Raw genomic sequence first — 19,088 nt, 5'->3', positions numbered from 1 at the left:
GACACCGGACATGAGCGCCCTTTCCCAGCTTGCGCAGCATCTCCCTTTTCTGCGGCGCTATGCGCGCGCCCTCACCGGCGATCAGGTCACCGGCGACAATTACGTGCGCGCTGCCCTGGAGGTCATCGCCGGCCAAGGCCTGCCGGAAGCCCCGGGCTATACTCCTCGCATCGCGCTTTACCGCACTTTCCACGTCATCTGGACAAGTTCCGGCGCCCAGCTCGAACAAAGGGCGGCGGCGATTGACACCGAAATCAGCGCTCAGGAGCGGTTAATGCACGTTGGGGCCCAGTCGCGGGAAGCTTTCCTGCTCACGGCCATGGAAGGGTTCCGGGCCGACGAAGCGGCCCTGGTCCTCGGGGTCGAAGAAGCCGAGGTCGCCGCGCTGGCGGCGGCGGTGCAGGCGGAAGCCGACGCCCTGTTCTCGCGCGAAGTTCTGATCATCGAGGACGAGCCGATCATCTGCGCCGACCTCGAAGGCATTCTGGAAGAACTCGGCCACAAGGTCAGCGGCGTGGCCGCCACCCGGGCCGAGGCCGTCGCCTCCGCCAAACAGAAGCGGCCCGGCCTCATTCTCTCGGATATCCAGCTGGCGGACGGCTCGTCGGGCGCGGACGCGGTGCAGGATATCCTCAAGCTCTGGGACGTGCCGGTGGTGCTGATCACCGCCTTCCCCGAACGGCTTTTGACCGGTGAGCGACCGGAGCCGACCTTCCTGGTGACCAAGCCGTTCCGCCCCGAAGCGGTCAAGGCGGCGATCACCCAGGCTCTGTTCATGCACAAGAGTCCGACACGCCGGGCCGCCTGACCTATTCCAGCATCGAAATTTTCGGTCCAGCCACGTGTCGCGCGGCGAGTGGAAAACCAAACTGATCGCCCTTGTCGCGCAACAGGCCGACCAACTGGTCAGCGAGTTCGGCGGGGATGGCCAGCCCGCCCGTCTTCTGAAGCTGGCCGAAGACGTTGAGGGCTGCATCGGCGCCGAAGACAAGGCGCACGTCCTCGCCCTGATGGTCGCCCGGGAACTGCGCCGGCGGGCCCAAGCGGCTTTGAACTGACAGCAGCCGGGCGATAAGTTACCGCTACCATATTTCAGGCGATTGACCTATCGTGGCGGTGGAAACGCCCCGCAAGAGGACACTGCCGCCCGATGAGATTCTGGAGACCCTTCGCCGTGGCCGTCACCCTGGCCCTGGCGAGCACGCCTGCCATTGTCCGCGCCGCACCGGCCCAGTCCTACATCTGGACCTCGGCGCCCTTCGGCGGCGGCGGTTTCGTCGATGGCCTGGTTTTCCATCCGCGGGAAAAGGGCCTGCTCTATGCCCGCACCGACGTCGGCGGTTGCTATCGCTGGGACGCGGCGAGCAGAACCTGGATCGCACTCAATGACAGCCTGGGGCGCGGCGACGACCAGCTGGCCGGCGCCCTCAGCCTGGCCCTGGACGCCGGCGACCCCGAGCGGGTCTATGTCGCCGCGGGGGAATATACCGGCGACTGGGCGCGCGGCGGCGCCCTGCTCCGCTCCAAGGATCGCGGCGCCAGTTGGGAGATCATCGACCTGCCGTTCAAGCTGGGCGGCAATCAGGACGGCCGCTCCACGGGTGAGCGGCTTGCTGTGGACCCGAACCAGGGCGCCATCCTGTTCCTGGGCTCGTCCCGCGACGGCCTCTGGCGCAGCGCAGATCGGGGCAAGACCTGGAAGCGCGTGGGCGCCCTGCCCGTCGCCTCGCCGAGCCTGGTGCTTTTCGACCCGCGAAACGGTGAAGCCGGCAAGCCCACCACGACCCTCTATGCAGGCGCCGTCAGCCCGACCGGCCCCAGCCTCTACGTCAGTCACGACGGCGGCGCGAGCTGGGCCGCCGAGCCCGGCCTCCCTCAGGGGCTGACCGCCCATCACGCAGCCTTCGACAGCGCCGGCGGGCTCTATGTCACATTCAGCGACGGACCCGGGCCGAACGGCGTGAAGACCGGCGCGGTCTGGAAGCGCGACCCGGCGGGGGGCTGGAGCGAGATCACCCCCGCGAAGCCCGACGCCACCACCCCGTTCGGCTATGCGGGACTGGGCGTCGACGCCCAGCATCCCGGTGTCGTGACCGTCGCCACCCTCGACCGCTGGCATCCAGGCGACGAAGTGTTCCGCAGCACCGACGGCGGCGCCCACTGGACCGCGCTCGGACCGCTGTCGCGTCACGAGGTCGGCGAGGCCGCCTGGCTGGCCGCCTACCAGCAGGGCCGCCAGGGGATGGGCCACTGGATCGACGCCCTGGCTGTCGACCCGTTCGACGCGGACGACGCCGTCTATGGCACAGGCTACGGCCTCTGGCGCACGACCGAGCTGAGCCACGCCGACACGGGCGCCCCGGTCGAATGGCGCTTCGCCGACAAGGGCCTGGAAGAGACCGTGCCGCTGGACCTGGTCAGCCCGTCCCAGGGGCCGCATCTCCTGGCGGCCATGGGCGATGTCGGCGGGCTCGCCTATGACGACACCAGCGCCGAGCCCAAGGACGGCTTCTTCCTGCCGGTCACCGAGACCAACCAGTCCGTGTCGGTCGCCGCCCTCAATCCCCAGCGCATCGCCCGCACCGCCGACCAGGCGCCCAGCGGAGGCTATCTGTCCCTGGACGGCGGCCAGAGCTGGACGCCCTTCGCCGCCACGCCGCGCGTCACCAAGGGCGCGGACGGCCGCTACCACAATGCGGGTCATATCGCGCTGTCGGCCAAGGGTGGTTTCATGGTCTGGGCGCCCGAGCACCAGGACGGCTACGCCTCGCGCGACGGCGGGCGCAGCTGGACCGCCTCGGCCGGCTGGCCGGACGGCGGCGACAAGCCCCTGGTCCCGGTCGCCGACCCCACGGTCGAGGGGGTGTTTTATGTCAGCGACCCGAGCCGCGGCGAACTGCACGTCAGCGTCGACGGCGGCGCCCACTTCCAGCTGTTGGCCAAGGGCCTGCCGCAATGGGCCGGAACCCTGCGCCTGGCGCCCGGCCGCATGCGCGACCTCTGGCTGCCGACGCCCCAGGGCCTGTTCCACTCCGCCGATCCCGACCACCCGTTCAAGAACCTGAAGCAGGTCAACGAGGCCTATCAGCTGGGCTTCGGCATGGCCGCCCCAGGCCATGACTATCCGGCCGTCTATCTGTGGGGCCGGGTGCTGGGGGTGGTCGGCCTGTTTCGCTCGGACGACGAGGGCGAGACCTGGACGCGGATCAACGACGCCGCGCACCAGTTCGGCTGGCTGTCAGGCCTCACCGGCGACCCGCGCATCTACGGCCGGGTCTATCTGGCCACCGGCGGGCGCGGGGTGATGGTCGGCGAGCCGGCCGCCAGGTGATGGCCGCCTCAGCTCCCCTCGATCCGCACCATCACCGCCGCGTGGCTGGGCACGTCGGCGGAAAAGGCGCCGGTGAGCTTGCCGAGGGACTTGCCGGCCCAGAGGTCGCGCACCTCGGCCTTCATCTTCGCCGGATAGCCCAACGCCTCCCAGGCGACAGAGATGTGCTGGGCCGCCTTGCCGCGGTTCAGCAGCACCACCGCCCGGCCGCCGCCCTTCAGGGGCCTGGCCCAGACCTCGGCCGAGCCGTCGCGCAGGATGCGCTTGCCCTCGACGCCCAAGGGGTCCTGGTCGACCGCGATCACCTCGCGATTGGTCAGGATGGCGCGGGTCTCCTCGTTCATGGAGGCAAGGTCGTTGCCCGCGATCAGCGGCGCCGCGAGCATGGCCCACAGGCTGAAATGGGCGCGGTATTCGTCGGCGGTCATGCCGCCGTTGCCGACCTCCAGCATGTCCGGGTCGTTCCAGTGGCCGGGGCCGGCATAGCTGTCGATGCCCGCCTGGCCGTCCAGGATGTTGAGCATGCCGAAGCTGGTGCCCTTCACCCCCTGCCAGGCGTCGTAGATATCAGGGGTGGTGCGCCAGAGGTTGCCGACCCGGCCCGCCCAAAGCCAGGGCTTGGCCGTGCCCCATTCGCACAGGCTGAACACGATCGGCCGGCCGGTCTGATGCAGGGCGTCGGCCATGGTCGAATAGGCCTCGCGCGCGTCCTCGGTCGAGGTGTTGCACCAGTCGTATTTCAGATAGTCGACGCCCCAGGCGGCGTACTGCTTGGCGTCCTGGTATTCATAACCTCGGCTGCCCGGCCGCCCGGCGCAGGTGCGGCTGCCGGCGTCGGAATAGATGCCAAACTTCAGCCCCTTGGCGTGGACATAGTCGGCCAGGGCCTTGATCCCCGAAGGGAAGCGCTGCGGATCGGGCTGGATGTCGCCATGGGCGTCACGCGCGCCGTGCCAGCAGTCGTCGATCACCACATACTGGTAGCCGGCGTCCTTCATGCCCGAGGCGACCATGGCGTCGGCGGCCTTGCGGATCACGTCCTCGTTGATGTCGCAGCCGAACCTGTTCCAGCTGTTCCAGCCCATGGGCGGAGTGGCGGCAAGGCCATTGGGCGTCGGCGGCGCCTGGACCTGGGCCAAGGTCGGCGCAGCGGCCGCGGTCAGGATCAATGCCGCCATCCAGGCCAGAAATCGAGTCAAGCTGCCCTCCCCCATTGTTTGGCCGCAAGGAACCACAGATGAGCCTCTCGCGTCGACGCCTGTTGCAGGCCAGCGCAGTCTTGGGAGCGATCCCTGGCCGGGCGGCGGCGCAGAGCGGCCCGTTCCAGCCGAGCTGGGACTCGCTGATCGCACAATACCGCGCCCCGGACTGGTACCGCGACGCCAAGCTCGGCATCTGGGCCCACTGGAGCGCCCAGTGCGTGCCCGAGTTCGGCGACTGGTACGGCCGGCTGATGTACGTGCAAGGAAACCCCTATTACGAGCATCACCTGAGGACCTACGGCCATCCGTCCAGGACCGGCTTCATGCAGATCGAGAACCTGTGGCGGGCTGAGAACTGGGAGCCGGAGCGGCTGATGCGGCTCTACAAGGCCGCAGGGGCCAAGTATTTCGTCGCCCTGGCCAACCACCACGACAATCTGGACACCTGGGCGTCCAAGCACCACGCCTGGAACACGCTGCGGGTCGGGCCGAAGAAGGACATCGTCGGGACCTGGGCCAAGGTCGCGCGCGAGCACGGCCTGAGGTTCGGGGTCAGCAACCACTCGGCCCACGCCTGGCACTGGTGGCAGACGGCCTATGGCTATGACGCCGAGGGGCCCCTGGCCGGCCAGCGCTATGACGCCTTCCGCCTGACCAAGGCCGACGGCGCCGGCCAGTGGTGGGAGGGGCTGGACCCGCAGGAACTCTATACCGGGCCGCACATGGTGGTCCCGGACGGGGTGACCAGCATCAAGGCCATGGACGACTGGCACGGCGCGCATGACGGCCAGTGGCTCGAGACCCCGCCGCCGGGCGATCCGGCCTACGCCCTGCAGTGGAAGCTACGCTGCATGGATCTGGTCAGCCAGCACCGCCCCGACTTCCTCTATCTCGACGACGAGCGCCTGCCGCTGGGCCAGGCGGGGTTGGACGCCACCGCCTGGTATTACAACCAGAACCAGGCCTGGCATGGCGGGTCGCTGGAGGCGGTGGTCACGGCCAAGAAGCTGATCCCGGCCCAACGCCGCGGCGTGGTCGAGGACGTCGAGCGCGGCCTGGTCGGCGAACTGCGCCCCGAGCCCTGGCAGACCGACACCTGCATCGGCAATTGGCACTACGACCGCGCCCTCTACGAGCGCCACGGATACAAGAGCGCTAAGGCGGTGATCCAGAGTCTGGCGGACATCGTCTCCAAGAACGGCAACTTGCTGCTCTCCATCCCCCTGCGCGCCGACGGGACCATCGACAGCGACGAGGAGCGGATCCTGGCCGACATGGCCGCCTGGATGGCGGTGAATGGCGAGGCGATTTTCGCCACCCGGCCCTGGCGCACCTTCGGCGAAGGCCCGACACCGGTGGCGGCTGGCTCGTTCAGCGAGGCCCAGGTCAAGCCCTTCACCGCCGAGGACATCCGCTACACCACCCGCAAAGGCGCGCTCTACGCCCTGGCGATGGAGTGGCCGTCGGGCGCGCTGACGCTGAAGGCGCTCGCGGGGGTACGGGTCGAGCGGGTCACCCTCCTGGGCGGCGGCCCGTTGGCGTTCGAGGCGGCGGCGGAGGGGCTGAAGGTGCGCCTGCCTGATACGCGGCCCGCGTTTTCACCGGCGCTGAAGATCGAGGGGGCGGGAATCGCCTAGAGGGAGTTGAGGCCAAGCAGACTCAATATTCCGCTCATCCCGGCGAATGCCGGGACCCAGATCACAAAGCTCCGGCCTTTTTGGGCTTTCACTAGGAACATAGTATCCGCTCGCTGAGCCATACGATCTGGGTCCCGGCATTCGCCGGGATGAGCGGGGTTGGTTTTGGTTCAAACTGATTTCAAGCCGGTACAGCCTTGGTCTTGCTCAAACACGTAGAAGCTCGTTTCGCCGGAATCGTTCCGGCGCCGGCGGGGCTTCAAGGGTTAGCTGCCTTAGCCGAGCGTTGTTGCAGGCTCGCCGCGGGTCCGACCACCTCGCACCGGAAAGTTCTGGAGCTGACGGCGAAGTTCTGAAGCCGCTCTCACAAGAGCTGGCCCGACGGACAGATTGAACCCATGCTTGGTCCAGTCATCCCCTTGTTTGGCCCAAGGGGGTGCAGACTCCAACGCAAAACTGACCCGCATTGTCTGCGCATCGACGAGATCGAACTGCAAATTTGGCTCAGTAAAAGCACAGTATGGTTCTTTCGCCGTTCCTTGCGCGCAAGCCTCCATCCAGGTCGCCAAATTCACGGCCTCAAATGTCGTCAGACATGGATCTCTGAAGCGCCACTCCTTTCCATTCAACCGGGCCGACCCATCGATGACTAGCCAGTTGGAGTCCCACTCATCGTCAGTGATTTGAGGGAACTGGTAGCTGGCGATCGTTAACCGAAACCATGAGTCCCCGTTCGCCAGCGCCATTGGAACAAGGCTGTTTCCTTCGTCTGCACTGGCATTCACAACGCTCATAGTGGCGAGGCCTATCCCAAGCGTGACGGATCTTCGATCAAGCTTCATCCCGCCATATAAACCTGAGGTTCGCTTTCCCGCCAAGCAGCGGCTTTGGGCCAAAGCCGTTCATCTCCCCCCTCACCGCACCTCGATCTCGAACGGCGTCGCGGGCAGGTCTTCGGAATTGTAGAGATTGACCACCGGGCTGTCGGCCCAGGCGTAGCGGACCTTGGCCACCGGGCCGAGGCCGGCCGCGTCGAGCACCACCTGGTCCTTGCCCACGGTCGCGTCGACGAAGCGGCAGTGGCCGGCGCCGTCGCAGGCCTCGAAGCCGATCGGCCGGGCGGCGCCATAGACCACCAGGCCCGCCGCCACGTCGGCGAAGCGGATGGTGATGCGGTCGCCGGCTTGGCTGGCGCCGAGCGGGCGCGGACCGGAGGCGGTCACGGCCTCGCCATAGGCGATGTGGCGAGCCAGCAGGGCCAGGCGATGGCCGACATCCTGCTTGTCGGTGGGGTGGATATCGTAGCGCTGGCCGACATCGACGGCGACGGCGAGGCCGGTTCGCAGGTCATGCTCGACAGTCAGGCGCTGGGCCTCGCGCACGGCCGCCCAGTCGGACTCGCCGGGCTGGCTGACCGCCGGGCCGAAATTGGCCAGCTGCACGATCAGGAACGGCAGGTCCGCGCCGAAGCGGCCGCGCCAGTCGGCGATCATGGCCGGCAGCAGGCGGCGATATTCCAGTGCGTTGGAGATGTTCTGCTCGCCCTGGTACCAGGCGAAACCCTTCAGCCCATAGCCGTCCAGGGGCGCAATCAGGCCGTTGTAGAGGGTGACCATGCCCACCGCGTCCTGCCAGGGCGCATGCGGCGCGGGGCCGGTCTGGGTCAGCGGCGCGGCGATGCGCCAGCGCCAGGTTCCATTTATCGGAACGCTCGAGCCGTCGGCCAGGCGCAGGAAGCGATCCTTGGGCTGGCCCCAGAGGCCGCCGCCGCCGCCGGTGTCCAACACCCGCACGGCGATGGAATTCACGCCAGCATGCAGCACGCCGGCCGGGACGCGGTAGGTCCTGGGCGCGTTCCAACTGTCGATCCCGCCGACGAAGACGCCGTTGACGAAGCTGGTGTCCATGTCGTCGGCCGGGCCAAGCGCGATGGTCGCCTCGCCCTTGGCCTGCTCGGCGGTGAGGGTGACCGTGGTGCGATACCAGACGATGCCGTCGAAGCGGGCCAGGGCCGGAACGCCCCAGCCCTCCCAATAGCCCGCCGCCGGCGTCGTCGCCCAGGCGCTGTCGTCGAGCGCGGGGTCGTTCCAGTGGAAGCCCGGATCGTGAGCTTTGTACCAGCGCTCCATCACCAACGACCAAGCCGTGGCCGCGCCGACTGGATCGGCGGCGTGGCGCCTGACGATGGCGAGGTCGTCGTCATAGCCGCCGAAGCGGTGCAGCGCCTCGGGGCTCATCCAGGCGCGCACGTCCGAGCCGCCCCAGGAGGCGTCGATCAGGCCGATGGGGATGTGCTGGTCGGCCTGCAGCTCCTTGCCCATGAGGAAGCAGGCGGCCGAGAAATCGGCGGCGCTGGCCGGGCCAGCCGGCCTCCAGGCGGTCGGGGCCCCGAAGCCGCTCTGGGGCGTCGCCGCGCTGACCTTGGGAATGTGGATCAGACGAATCTGGTCGTTGGCGGAGGCGCCCACCTCCACGTCGGCGTTGGTGGCGTGGCGCAGGGTGAATTCCATGTTCGACTGGCCGGAGCACAGCCAGACGTCGCCGACCAGCAGATCATGCAGGGTCTGGGTCTCGCCGGCCTCGCCACGGGCGGTCAGCTCGAACGGCCCGCCGGCGGAATGCGCCGCCAGGCGTGCGCTCCAGCGCCCCGAGGCGTCGGCCCTGGCCTGGACCGTCTGGCCGTCGAAATCGAGACTGACCGTCTCGCCCGCCTTGGCCCATCCCCAGACCGGAATCGGCGCGCCGCGCTGCAAGACCGCATGATCGGTGAAGGCCTGGGCCAGCAGTGGCGGCGGCGCGGCTGTCTGGGCCGCTGCGGCGCCGGCGGAAGCGAAGAAGACGGCGAGACCGATGAGGGCGGGCTTCAACATCGAACTAGGCTCCATCAGGCTCCGCCGCGGGCCTTGGGCAGGCAGACGGCGCCGGTGGGATCGGTCGAAAGCTTGACCGCGCGCAAGGAAACGCCGAATCCGCCATGGGTGGCCAGGGCGAAGGGCTCGGTGACGCTGGAAAGGTCGGCGCCGGCCTCGCGGAAACAGGCCAGCTTGACCTTGACCTGGCGCCATTCGCCGGGCCGGCCGGCCGCCAGGGCCTGGGTCAGGTCCAGGCCGCCCTGGCCGATGCGCAGGGACACCGCGGCCGTCGGGGCGCGGTCGATGCGATATTCCAGCAGCAGGGAGACGTCGCCGTTGGCCTGGCGGGTCAGGTCGATGGAGGGGCCGGTCAGGGCCGCGGCGCCCTCGCCCTTGCCGCTCCAGGTCAGCTGGCGGCCTCCCTCCTGGATGCCGGCGGCGTCCACGGGACGCAGGGATACCACCCCGCCGGCGTCGGCCGGCGATCCGCCCGCCCCGGCCCAGTCGCGCACCGCGCCGGCGGTGAGCACAAAGCCCCAGGGGGCCGTGGTGTGGCCGCTCTGGAAGTAGTTGTCGGTATTGGCCACCGAACCATTGACGCCGGAGACCTCGGACAGGACCGGCAGGGTCGCATGGTCGGCATAGGTGAGGCCGAAGCCGTAGGGGAACAACGGGTCATAGGGCTGCTGGCCCCAGTTGAGGCTGGTCTGGGCCGCGGTCCGGGGCCAGGAAAACGAGAGCTTGCCGCGGAAGTCATTGCGCGGATGGCCGGCGGCGTCGCCGACCAGCACGTCGGCCACGCCCGCCCCTTCTGAGCCCGGCAGCCAGGCCGCGACGAAGGCGTTCGAGGCGTTGATCTCCGGATTGACCCAAAGCGGTCGGCCGGACAGGAACACCGACACCACCGGGATCCCCTGGGCGCGCAGCTTCTTCAAGAGCGCCAGGTCGGTTTTGTCGCCGGGCTGGTATTCCAGGGTGCGGATGTCGCCCTGGAACTCGGCGTAAGGAGTCTCGCCGAACACGACGATGGCCATGTCCGGCTTCTGCTTGAAATCGCCATCGACATTCAACTCGGTCGAGCCGCCGGCGGCCTTCACCGCCTCGTCAATGCCAGACCAGATCGACTGGCCATTGGGGAAGTCGGCCTTGGTGTTGCCGGTCCCCTGCCAGGACAGGGTCCAGCCGCCGGACTGGCGGCCGATGTCGTCGGCGCCCGAGCCCGCCACCAGCACATGGGCCGAACCCTTGATCGGCAGGACGCCGTCGTTCTTCAGCAGCACCAGCGACTCGCGCACCGCCTGGCGGGCGACGGCGCGGTGCGCCGGCGAAGCGATAGCGCTGTCATCGCCCTCAAACGGACGAGCCGCCTCGAACAGACCGAGCTTGGCCTTCACCCGCAGGATGCGGCGCACGGCGTCGTCCACCCGGCTCATGGGGATCGCGCCCGAGCGCACCTCGGCGACGGTGTGATCAAACAGGCCCTTCCAACCATCCGGGGCCATGATCATGTCGACCCCGGCGTTGAAGGCGGCGGGGCAGTCGACATTGCTGCAGCCGGGCACCTGGCCGTGGCCATTCCAGTCGCTGATCACGAAGCCCTCGAAGCCCATGCGGCCCTTGAGGACGCCGGTCAGCAGGCTTTGGTTGCCGTGCATCTTGCGGCCCTGCCAGCTGGAATAGGAGACCATCACGGTCATGGCCCCCGCGTCGATGGCCGGCGGATAGCCCTGAGCGTGCAGGCGGATCAGGTCGGCTTCGCTGATGTCGTCGTCGCCCTGGTCGACCCCGCCCTTGGTGCCGCCGTCGCCGAGGAAGTGCTTGATCGAGGCGGCGACACGGCCGTGCTGCAGCCCGCGTGGGGTTCCCGGCGCGCCTTGCAGGCCCGTGACCATCGCCGGCGCATAGGCCTTGATGATGTCGGGATATTCCGAATAACCCTCGTAGGTGCGGCCCCAGCGGTCGTCCTGTGGCGCGGCCAGGGTCGGGCCGAACGCCCAGTCGATGCCGGCGGCGGCGGTTTCTTCGGCCGTGACCTGGCCGATTTGGCGGATCAGTTCCGGGTCGTGCGTGGCGCCCAGACCGACATTGTGCGGGAAGAGCACCGCCCCGACCACGTTGTTGTTTCCATGCACCGCATCGATGCCGAAGATCACCGGGATCGGCACATGGCCCGGCCGCGCCTCCAGCGAGACGGCGCGGAAGGCCCGGGCGGTCGCTACCCAGGCCGGCGCCGGTGAGCGGTCGGGCGCGCCCAGCGGCGGGGAGTTGCCGCCGGCCAGGATGCCGCCCAGCGGGTATTGGCGCAGGTCAGCAGGGACGATGCTGGCGGTATCGGCCTGGATCATCTGGCCGACCTTTTCCTCCAGGGTCATGCGCGCCATCAGGCTGCTGACGAAAGCCTCAGTCCTCGGATCGACCAGGCCTGTGCTGTGCGCCTGGGGCCAGAGCTCGGGGTGGGCCACGCCGCGCTCGGCGGCGGGCTGGGCGAGCACGGGGCCGGCGGCCACGACCGTAGACAAGAGGCCCGCCAGCAGGGAACGAGACAACATCACAAAATCCTATCTGCGGACGGTGACCGGCTGGCCGGCATAGGTGACGGAACGGTCGGGGGCGGAGTCGAAGTCGAGGGGCTTGGGCGCTCCGGGCGTGATCCAGCGGATGTTGAACACCCGGCTTTCCAGCATGCCCGGATAGCGGCCCTGGCGGGCGCCAATGGTCAGGGTCCCGACCTTGTCGTCATAGGCGATCGGGATCCGCGCGAAGGCGCCCTTGGCGTAGTCGTTGGAAAGGCCGTCGTCCTCGTAGAGCGAGAACGCCCCGTCCGCCCCGGCATAGACATAGAGGGTGATCGGCGCCTCGGGCTTTTGGCCCACATAGTCCATCACCGGGCCGACCGGCAGGATCGCCCCGGCGCGGACGAACAGGGGCATGCGCGACAGCGGCGCTGAGGCGTCGATGGTCTGGCCGCCCTCGTGGCGGGCGCCGCTATAGAGGTCGTACCAGGCGGTCCCGGCCGGCAGATAGACCGCGCGCGAGCGGGCCTTGTACTCATGCACCGGCGCGACCAAGAGCTCGCGGCCGTAGAGGTACTCGTCATTGACGTCCCGCGCCTTCAGGTCGGCGGGGAAGTCCATGACCAGACCGCGCATGATGGTGCTGTCGGCCTGCCAGGTGTCAGCGGCCAGGGTGTAGGTGTAGGGCATCAGCCGGTAGCGCAGGCGGTCGTACCAGGCGAGGCTGTCGTAGACCTCACTCCCCTCTGGCGCGAGATTGTAGATTTCGCGATAGGGAAACTCCCCGTGGCTGCGGAACAGGGGCGAGAAGGCTCCGAACTGGAACCATCTGAGGTTCAGCTCGCGCCATTCGTCGAGGTCGGCGGCGTTGGGCTTTTCGTAGCGATGCTCCACCGAAAAGCCGCCGATGTCGGTGGTCCAGTTGGGAATGCCCGACATGGAGAAGTTGACCCCGGCCGAGATCTGGTCGGCCAGGTCCTGCCAGCGGGCGACCACGTCGCCGCTCCACACCGCCGCGCCATTGCGCTGCAGCCCGCCGAAACCTGAGCGGGTAAGGATGAACGAGCGTTTGTCCGGGCTTTCCGCCCGCTCGCCGTCGAACACGCTCTTCGTGTGCATCAGGGCGTAGGAATTGAAGTATTCCGCCCCCGGCCCCAGGGCCGTCGGCCCCATGCGCAGGGTGCGCTCGGGGATGTCCAGGTTGGAGTGCATGTCGGGCTCGGAGGCGTCCATCCACCAGGCGTCGACGCCCAGGACCTTCAGGTTGTCGCGCACCTGGCGCCAATAGATGTCCCGCGCCTCCTTGGAATAGGGGTCGTAGAAGGAGTTCAGATAGCCCGGCCCCACCCAGTCGCGCGCGCCCTGCTCGACGTTGCGGTGGTAGATATGGCCCTTGGCGTCCAGCTCCTTGTAGTTGTCCGTGGTCGGATAGAACTTGGGCCAGATCGAGATCATGAAGTGCGCGTTCAGGTCATGGATCTGGTCGATCATGGCCTTGGGATCGGGGAAGCGCGTCGGGTCGAACTTGTGCGAGCCCCACTCCGGATCGCGCCAGTAGCGCCAGTCCATGACGATGTTGTCGAGCGGCAGGTCGCGCTTGCGATACTCCTTGACCACGTCCAGCAGCTGGGCGACGTCCTCGTAGCGCTGGCGGCTCTGCCAGAAGCCGTAGGCCCATTTGGGCAGCATCACCGCCTTGCCGGTTAGGCGGCGATAGCCGGCGATGGCCCCATCGATGCTATCGGAGCCCACGAAATAGTAGTCGATCGCCTTGCCGACTTCCGAGGTCAGCCACAGCGAATGCCGGTCTGGGTCCGGCAGCGGGTTGTCGTGCAAGAGGGCGATGTAGCTGGTGGAATCCGGCGTCCATTCCAGCCGGATCCTGTGCCGAGAGCCGGCCACCATCGGGGCGTCGAAGTCGTGAAACCACGGGTTCCAGTTCTGCCGCCAGCGATCCAGGGCCAGCTTGCCATCGACATAGAGCTTCACATAGCCGCTGGAATAGAGCTGGAACTTCTGGTTCCCGCCGACAGCGGGTTCGACCTCGCCCTCCCAGACCACGGTGGCGCCGGGCGCTGGTGCGCCGGCGGCGTCCGCGACCACCTTGGGCCAGTTGGGCTGGTCCTTCAGGTGCTGGAAATTGATGTCCGCTTCGGTGCGGGTGAGCTTCACGTCGCCGTTCAGGGCATAGCGGGCGGTGAAGCCGCCGGGCTTGCCCTCGGCGTCCCAGATCTTCAGGTCGCGCGAGGCCAGGGCGTAAGGGACCGGATCGCCGAAGCGGCTGATCGAATTATTGTCCCATAGAAGGCCGTAGCCGCGGCTGGAGACCAGGAACGGCACGGCCACGTCCCTGTTGTACTGCGACAGCTCCACGTCCTGGCCATTGTAGTTCATCTGGCCGTTCTGGTGCTGGCCCAGGCCATAGAAGGCTTCGTCCGTATCCGGATTGAACTCCTGGCTGACCTTGTAGAAGCCCTGGCCCTCGATGGTCTCGGGCGTGAAGGCGCCGGCGTCCTTGCCCGCCAGCACCAGCTTGCCGGCGGCGTCACGAAAGCGGACCTGGCCAGTGGCCAGCGAGACCTCGGCGGTCGCCTTGTCGGCCCTGATCACCACCTCGCCGCCAGTTTCGGACACGGTGAAGGCGCCCTCGGGCCTGGCGAGCACCATCAAGCTCTTGGGCAAGTCGAAGCTGTCGGTGGGGACGGCGGTGACGTGGAAGGTCCCCTGCCCCATCACCTGGATGCGCACGTGCTTGGCCGGGCCGGCGGCGGGGGTGACGACGACGCCGTCAGGGGTCTTCTCGAAGGTCCCGGCGGCATGGGCGGCGGTGGCGGAGAAGATAGCGAGGGCCAGCGCACAGCGGCTGGCCCCCTCCACCATGCTGCGCATGGTCCCCCTCCCCCGATGGGGGAGGAATTGATCGGAGCGAGCCGCCGCCAACACTCCTCCCCCATCGGGGGAGGGGGACCGCGAAGCGGTGGAGGGGGCTGCCGCCACCGCGGCATCGGCAGAAGGGGTCCGGATCACTCGATCATCCATCAGTAAGTCGCCAGCCGCACGCGCAGCAGCTGGGGCGCGGAGGTGAAATTGAGGCCGTAGTCGGTCTGGTCGCCGTTCCAGATGCGGTCGAACACCCACTGGCCGTCGGCGTAGTGGCCTTCCTCGACGCGGGCGAACTGGACCTTGCGGCCGGCGGGGCTGGTCAAATCGAAGTTCAGCCGCACATGGTAGCCGGCCAGCAGATATTCGTTTGGCCCAAGCTCGGCGACCAGGAAGCCGCCGGAGGGCGGCGAGTTGCCGGTGGGCGCGGGGAAGGCGAACTGGGGCATGCCGTAACTGGCGGTGACCTGCCAGTCGCCGAGACTGACCCGCTGGACGTGCGTGTCGGTCGGCTCGGCCGCGCCCCAGACCTTGCCCTGGTAGCTCAGGGCGGCCAGCTGGCGGGCGAAGGGCTCGATCAGGCGATAGTTCTGGGCGAAGGCCTCGACCGTCGCCTCATCCAGTTTGGGCGCGCCGAGGGGGAAGTTGGAATAGCCGGTCTCGTCCATGCCGAACGGCGCAAACCCCAGGGCGCGGCGCCCCAAAACCTCGAACACCATCCGGGCGTTGGCCTCGCCGTTGCCGGTTTCCGGCACCATCAGGGCGTTGTCGGGGCGGCTGTACTGCTCCAGGGTCCGCACATAGCTGGCGTAGTCGCGCATATAGATGTCCGGGGCCACCACATCGATGTGCGGCGCGGCCAGCTTCCATATGTCGAGCACGTCCCAGGTCGGCCCGCCGCTGGAAAACGACATCGGGTCCTGATAGCCGGCCGGATCGCGCAGGGCGGCGTTGACGTACATCGGCAGCGGGTTGGCCGCCTTGCCGGCTTCGGCCAAGGCGTCGACATAGCGGGCCATCGACCAGGCGTAGAAGAACTCGTCCGCGTCCGGTCCGAAGGCGTCGGCCCAGGTTCCCGGCGGCTTGCCCAGGGCTTTGACCAGAGCGTCGGGCGCCTGCCCCTTGAAGGCGGCCTGGGCGGCGGGGGAGAAATCGCGGACCGAGCCGTAGACTCCGGTCTCGTTCTCCACCTGGACCATGATCACGGCGTGCTGGGGATCGGCAGCCTTCAGGTGGCTCATCAGGGCGACGAAGGCCTTCTTGTCGGCCTCCATCGTCGCGGTATAGAGCGGCGACAGGGAATTGCGGGTCTCACCACGGGCGGTGATCACGCGGGGGAAGCGGGCGTTGTCCAGCTTGACCCATTCGGGCGCGTAGCTGGGGCTATTGTTCTTCCAGGCCCCGAACCACAGCAGCACCAGGCGGACGCGATGCTGGCGCGCCTGGGCCAGCAGGGTGTCGAGGAAGGAGAAGTCGAACTGCCCTTCCCTGGGCTCGACCTGCTCCCAGGCGATCGGCGCCTCGAGCGTATTGGCGTGCAGCTTGTCGATGGTCGGCCAGACCTTGGGCAGCACGGCCGGCCAGGCGCTGGAATTGTTCATCTGCGCGCCCAGCATCAGATAGGGCGCGCCATCGACCATCAGGGCGAAACGGCCGTTCTGGCTGACGATCTGGGGAACGGGCGTCGGCTCGCGGGCGAAGGCCGGGCCGCCCAGAAGTGCGAGCGCCGCAACGCCTGCCGCCCATGCCGTGCGAACCGCCCCCATGCCCTGCTCTTTCCCGGTTTCCGAGTGCGGATTGTTACCGCTACCATTTACCTGTTTGATATTCACTATCCGGGCGCAGATTGCAACCTGCTTTTGTCGACTTCGCCCGCCGCCGGTCCAAGGCCTTCGATGAGCGGCGCCAGATCCTCCGCCGGGGGCCGCCAACGGCTGCGCGACGAGGCGTAAAGCGGCTGGCGCACCTGGGCCGCACTGGCGGTCCAGACCGGGCGTTCGGCCGACTGGAACTGGCGGCAGGCGGGGTCCCAGGGAAGGCCGCAGTGATCGACCAGCCGCCGGGCCTGGCCTTCCAGATCGGCGACAACGTCCTCATAAACGATATCAAGCATGACGCCGGGCGGCAGCACCGCGCGCCAGTGGTCCATCAGCCGGCGATAGGCGCGGTAGTGGCGGCCGAGCTCGCCGAGGTCATAGCTGTAGAGCTGGCCATCGCCGAACAGTGTGGCGTAGCAGGAGAGGCACGTGTCGACCGGGTCGCGCACGGTGTGGATGATGCGCGCATTGGGCAGCACCAGATGGATCAGCCCGACCATCAGGAAATTGGCCGGCATCTTGTCGGTGAAGCGTGCCCGTCCCTGCGTGAGCCCCATCGTCGCCTGGAGGTAGCGCGCGCCGATAGCTCGAAGGCCGGCGACGTCCAGCGAAAGAGCGCGCTCCGGCTGGCCCAGCATGGCGGCGGCGATGTCGCGGAACAGGGTCAGCTCGCCGCCCGCAGCGACATCCGGGTGAGCGGCCAGGACCTGCTCCACCAGGGTCGAGCCCGAGCGCGGCATGCCTAGGATGAAGATCGGCGCGTCGGACGGTTCCCCCTGCCCCGCCCGTTCGGCCAGGGCCTCGGCGGTGAACAGGCCCGCCATGCGCTCGAACATGGCCAGGGTCCCGGCCTCGTCATAGTCGATATTGGCCCGCATCAGGCGGCAGGCGTCCTGGACACTGCGGAACGCCGCCTCATGCCGGCCGAGGTCGCCGTAGGCCTTGCCGAGGGCGAAACCCAGGCTGATGCGGTCAGAGTCGCGCAAGGGCTCCGCCGCCAGCCGCGCCATGGCGGCAAGGCGCGGGTCGCCTTCAGCGAAGCGGACCACCTCGGCCAGGTTGCGGTGCAGTTCGCCGACCCGCGGCTGCAGGGCCAGGGCCGCTTCGAACGCCTTTGCGGCCTCGTCCAGCCGCCCCAGGGCCTGCAGCAGGCGACCGAGCTGGTGGTGAAGGCCCACCTCCGCTGGCCGCGCCGCGATCCTGGCGCGCAGTTGTACGACAGCCTCGGCGGCGCCGGGCACGGCGTCAGGCCGCGACCGGCTCGGCCCGGCAGTGTTCGCCGATGAAGGCCTCGTGGCTGGGCATGGCCGCCACGGTCTGGCGCATGGTCTCGCGGATCTTGGCCAGGCGCATGCGCACCTCGCCGATATCCATGGCGTCGACCAGGGGGTCGTAGTGCTGGGGATGAATCCCCTGGCCCAGGAACACCGCCACCCAGCTGGGCTCGATGAACAGCTGGCCGTCGAAGCGGGCGATGCGGGCTCGGTTGCGGAACAGATCGATCTTGTGCTGCAGCGCCTCGGGGATGGGCATGTTGCGGCAGTGGTTCCACAGCGGCGAGTCGTCGCGCTCGACCGCCTTGTAGTGCAGCACGATGAAGTCGCGCACCTGCTCGTACTCGATGGCCGAGAGGCGGTTGAACTCCTCGATGGTCGCCTCGTCGGCGTCGTCGACCGGCATCAGGGCCAGGAGGCGGAACAGGGCCGACTGCACCAGGTGGATGCTGGTGGACTCCAGGGGCTCGAGGAAGCCGCCGGCCAGGCCCATGGCCACGCAGTTCTTCTTCCAGGCCACCTGGCGGCGGCCCGCCTTGAAGCGTAGGGGACGCGGATCGGCCAGGGCCTCGCCGTCGAGATTGGCCAGCAGGATCGAGGCCGCCTCGTCGTCGCTGATGAACTCGCTGCAATAGACATGGCCGTTGCCGATGCGGTGCTGCAACGGGATGCGCCACTGCCAGCCGGCCCTTCGGGCGGTGGAGCGGGTGTAGGGGGTGATGTCGGCCACACTGGCGCAGGGAACCGCCAGGGCCCGGTCGCAGGGCAGCCAGTGCGACCAGTCCTCGAAGCCGACCCCCAGGGTCTGGCCCAGGATCAGGCTGCGGAAGCCCGAGCAGTCGATGAAGAAATCGCCGTCGACGCGGCGCTCGCCCTGCAGAGTCACGCCCTCGATGAAGCCGTCCAGCGGCCTCTGGCGCACTTCGACGATCTTGCCTTCGATCCGCTCCACCCCACGCGACTCGGCATAGCCGCGCAGGTAGCGGGCATAGAGCGAGGCGTCGAAGTGGAAGGCATAGGCCAGGCTCGGCGTGCCCGGCGGCAGGCTGCGCGAGGGGCGGATGAACTTGCCCTGCGCCGCTGCGACCGAGGTTAGGGAATAGTCGTCGAGCGGGCCGCCCTCGCCCATCTGGTTCAGCTTGAGCCAGTAGTTGTGGAAGGCCACGGCCTCCATGTCGACGCCGTGCGGGCCGAAGGGGTGGAAGTAGCGATGGCCAAGCCGGGTCCAGTCGCGGAACTCGATGCCCAGCTTGAAGGTCGCCTGAGTCTTCTTGATGAATTCGCGCTCGTCGATTCCCAGCAGGGTGTTGAAGAACTGGATCGGCGGGATGGTCGCCTCGCCCACCCCGACCGTGCCGATCTCCTCGGACTCGATCAGTTGGATCTTGCCGCAGCGCCCCTTGAGCGCGTGGGCCAGGCAGGCCGCCGCCATCCAGCCGGCCGTGCCGCCCCCGACGATGACGATCCTGCGGTCCTTGGGATTCTTCATGATGCTAGTTCAACCGCTTGAGAAGACCCGTCCAGCCCCAAAAAAGGAAGCCCTCGCCCGGAGGGGGACGAGGGCCGCACAGTTGGGGAAGGC

The 19,088-nt window shown here is 68.2% G+C and carries 12 protein-coding genes; 3 read left to right on the top strand and 9 right to left on the bottom strand.

The annotated features are described in order from the left end of the window. Positions 1-10: 10 nt before the first annotated feature. Positions 11-808, top strand: coding sequence for a response regulator (locus tag KCG34_RS25165; RefSeq protein WP_211938330.1), 798 nt, complete (start codon positions 11-13; stop codon positions 806-808). A gap of 1 nt (position 809) precedes the next feature. Here KCG34_RS25165 and KCG34_RS25160 read toward each other — a convergent pair whose 3' ends face one another. After that, positions 810-998 (bottom strand): hypothetical protein, encoded by a 189-nt coding sequence (locus tag KCG34_RS25160; protein WP_211938329.1) that lies wholly within the window; start codon positions 996-998, stop codon positions 810-812. 152 nt (positions 999-1,150) lie between these two features. Between KCG34_RS25160 and KCG34_RS25155 the strand changes: the two genes are divergently transcribed. Beyond that, positions 1,151-3,331: a beta propeller repeat protein gene (locus KCG34_RS25155; RefSeq protein ID WP_211938328.1), complete on the top strand. Its 2,181-nt coding sequence runs from the start codon at positions 1,151-1,153 to the stop codon at positions 3,329-3,331. 8 nt (positions 3,332-3,339) lie between these two features. Here the strand turns inward: KCG34_RS25155 and KCG34_RS25150 are convergent, their stop codons facing one another. After that, entirely contained in the window at positions 3,340-4,530 is a 1,191-nt protein-coding gene (locus tag KCG34_RS25150) for a glycoside hydrolase family 27 protein (protein WP_249138153.1), read from the bottom strand. A gap of 38 nt (positions 4,531-4,568) precedes the next feature. Between KCG34_RS25150 and KCG34_RS25145 the strand changes: the two genes are divergently transcribed. Next, the gene (locus KCG34_RS25145) at positions 4,569-6,170 is read left to right on the top strand and encodes an alpha-L-fucosidase (RefSeq protein WP_211938326.1); all 1,602 of its coding nucleotides are present in this window, start codon (positions 4,569-4,571) and stop codon (positions 6,168-6,170) included. Positions 6,171-6,445: 275 nt separating this feature from the next. On the opposite strand, the gene KCG34_RS25140 is transcribed toward KCG34_RS25145, so the two are convergent. The 7 genes from KCG34_RS25140 to KCG34_RS25110 all read right to left on the bottom strand — a co-directional run bounded on the left by KCG34_RS25140 (position 6,446) and on the right by KCG34_RS25110 (position 18,995). Then, complete coding sequence (locus tag KCG34_RS25140; RefSeq protein WP_211938325.1) at positions 6,446-6,964, bottom strand: WapI family immunity protein; 519 nt, start codon at positions 6,962-6,964, stop codon at positions 6,446-6,448. Positions 6,965-7,084: 120 nt separating this feature from the next. Beyond that, entirely contained in the window at positions 7,085-9,040 is a 1,956-nt protein-coding gene (locus KCG34_RS25135) for a sialate O-acetylesterase (RefSeq protein WP_249138152.1), read from the bottom strand. A 14-nt stretch (positions 9,041-9,054) separates the two neighbouring features. Then, the gene (locus tag KCG34_RS25130) at positions 9,055-11,571 is read right to left on the bottom strand and encodes a glycoside hydrolase family 3 protein (RefSeq protein WP_211938324.1); all 2,517 of its coding nucleotides are present in this window, start codon (positions 11,569-11,571) and stop codon (positions 9,055-9,057) included. A 9-nt stretch (positions 11,572-11,580) separates the two neighbouring features. Next, a complete protein-coding gene (locus KCG34_RS25125; RefSeq protein ID WP_211938323.1) occupies positions 11,581-14,424 on the bottom strand; it encodes a TIM-barrel domain-containing protein in 2,844 nt (947 codons plus the stop codon). A gap of 149 nt (positions 14,425-14,573) precedes the next feature. Further along, positions 14,574-16,181, bottom strand: a complete 1,608-nt coding sequence (locus tag KCG34_RS25120; RefSeq protein ID WP_211938322.1) for a DUF5597 domain-containing protein — start codon at positions 16,179-16,181, stop codon at positions 14,574-14,576. A 65-nt stretch (positions 16,182-16,246) separates the two neighbouring features. Continuing rightward, the gene (locus KCG34_RS25115; protein ID WP_211938321.1) at positions 16,247-17,473 is read right to left on the bottom strand and encodes a tetratricopeptide repeat-containing sulfotransferase family protein; all 1,227 of its coding nucleotides are present in this window, start codon (positions 17,471-17,473) and stop codon (positions 16,247-16,249) included. Positions 17,474-17,477: 4 nt separating this feature from the next. Further along, the gene (locus KCG34_RS25110) at positions 17,478-18,995 is read right to left on the bottom strand and encodes a tryptophan halogenase family protein (RefSeq protein ID WP_211938320.1); all 1,518 of its coding nucleotides are present in this window, start codon (positions 18,993-18,995) and stop codon (positions 17,478-17,480) included. Between the last annotated feature and the right edge of the window lie 93 nt (positions 18,996-19,088).

Origin of the sequence: Phenylobacterium montanum (assembly GCF_018135625.1) — a bacterium.
GTDB lineage: Bacteria > Pseudomonadota > Alphaproteobacteria > Caulobacterales > Caulobacteraceae > Poindextera > Poindextera montana.
The sequence above is the reverse complement of the archived record's forward strand: the minus strand, read 5'-3'. Positions and strand labels throughout refer to the sequence as shown.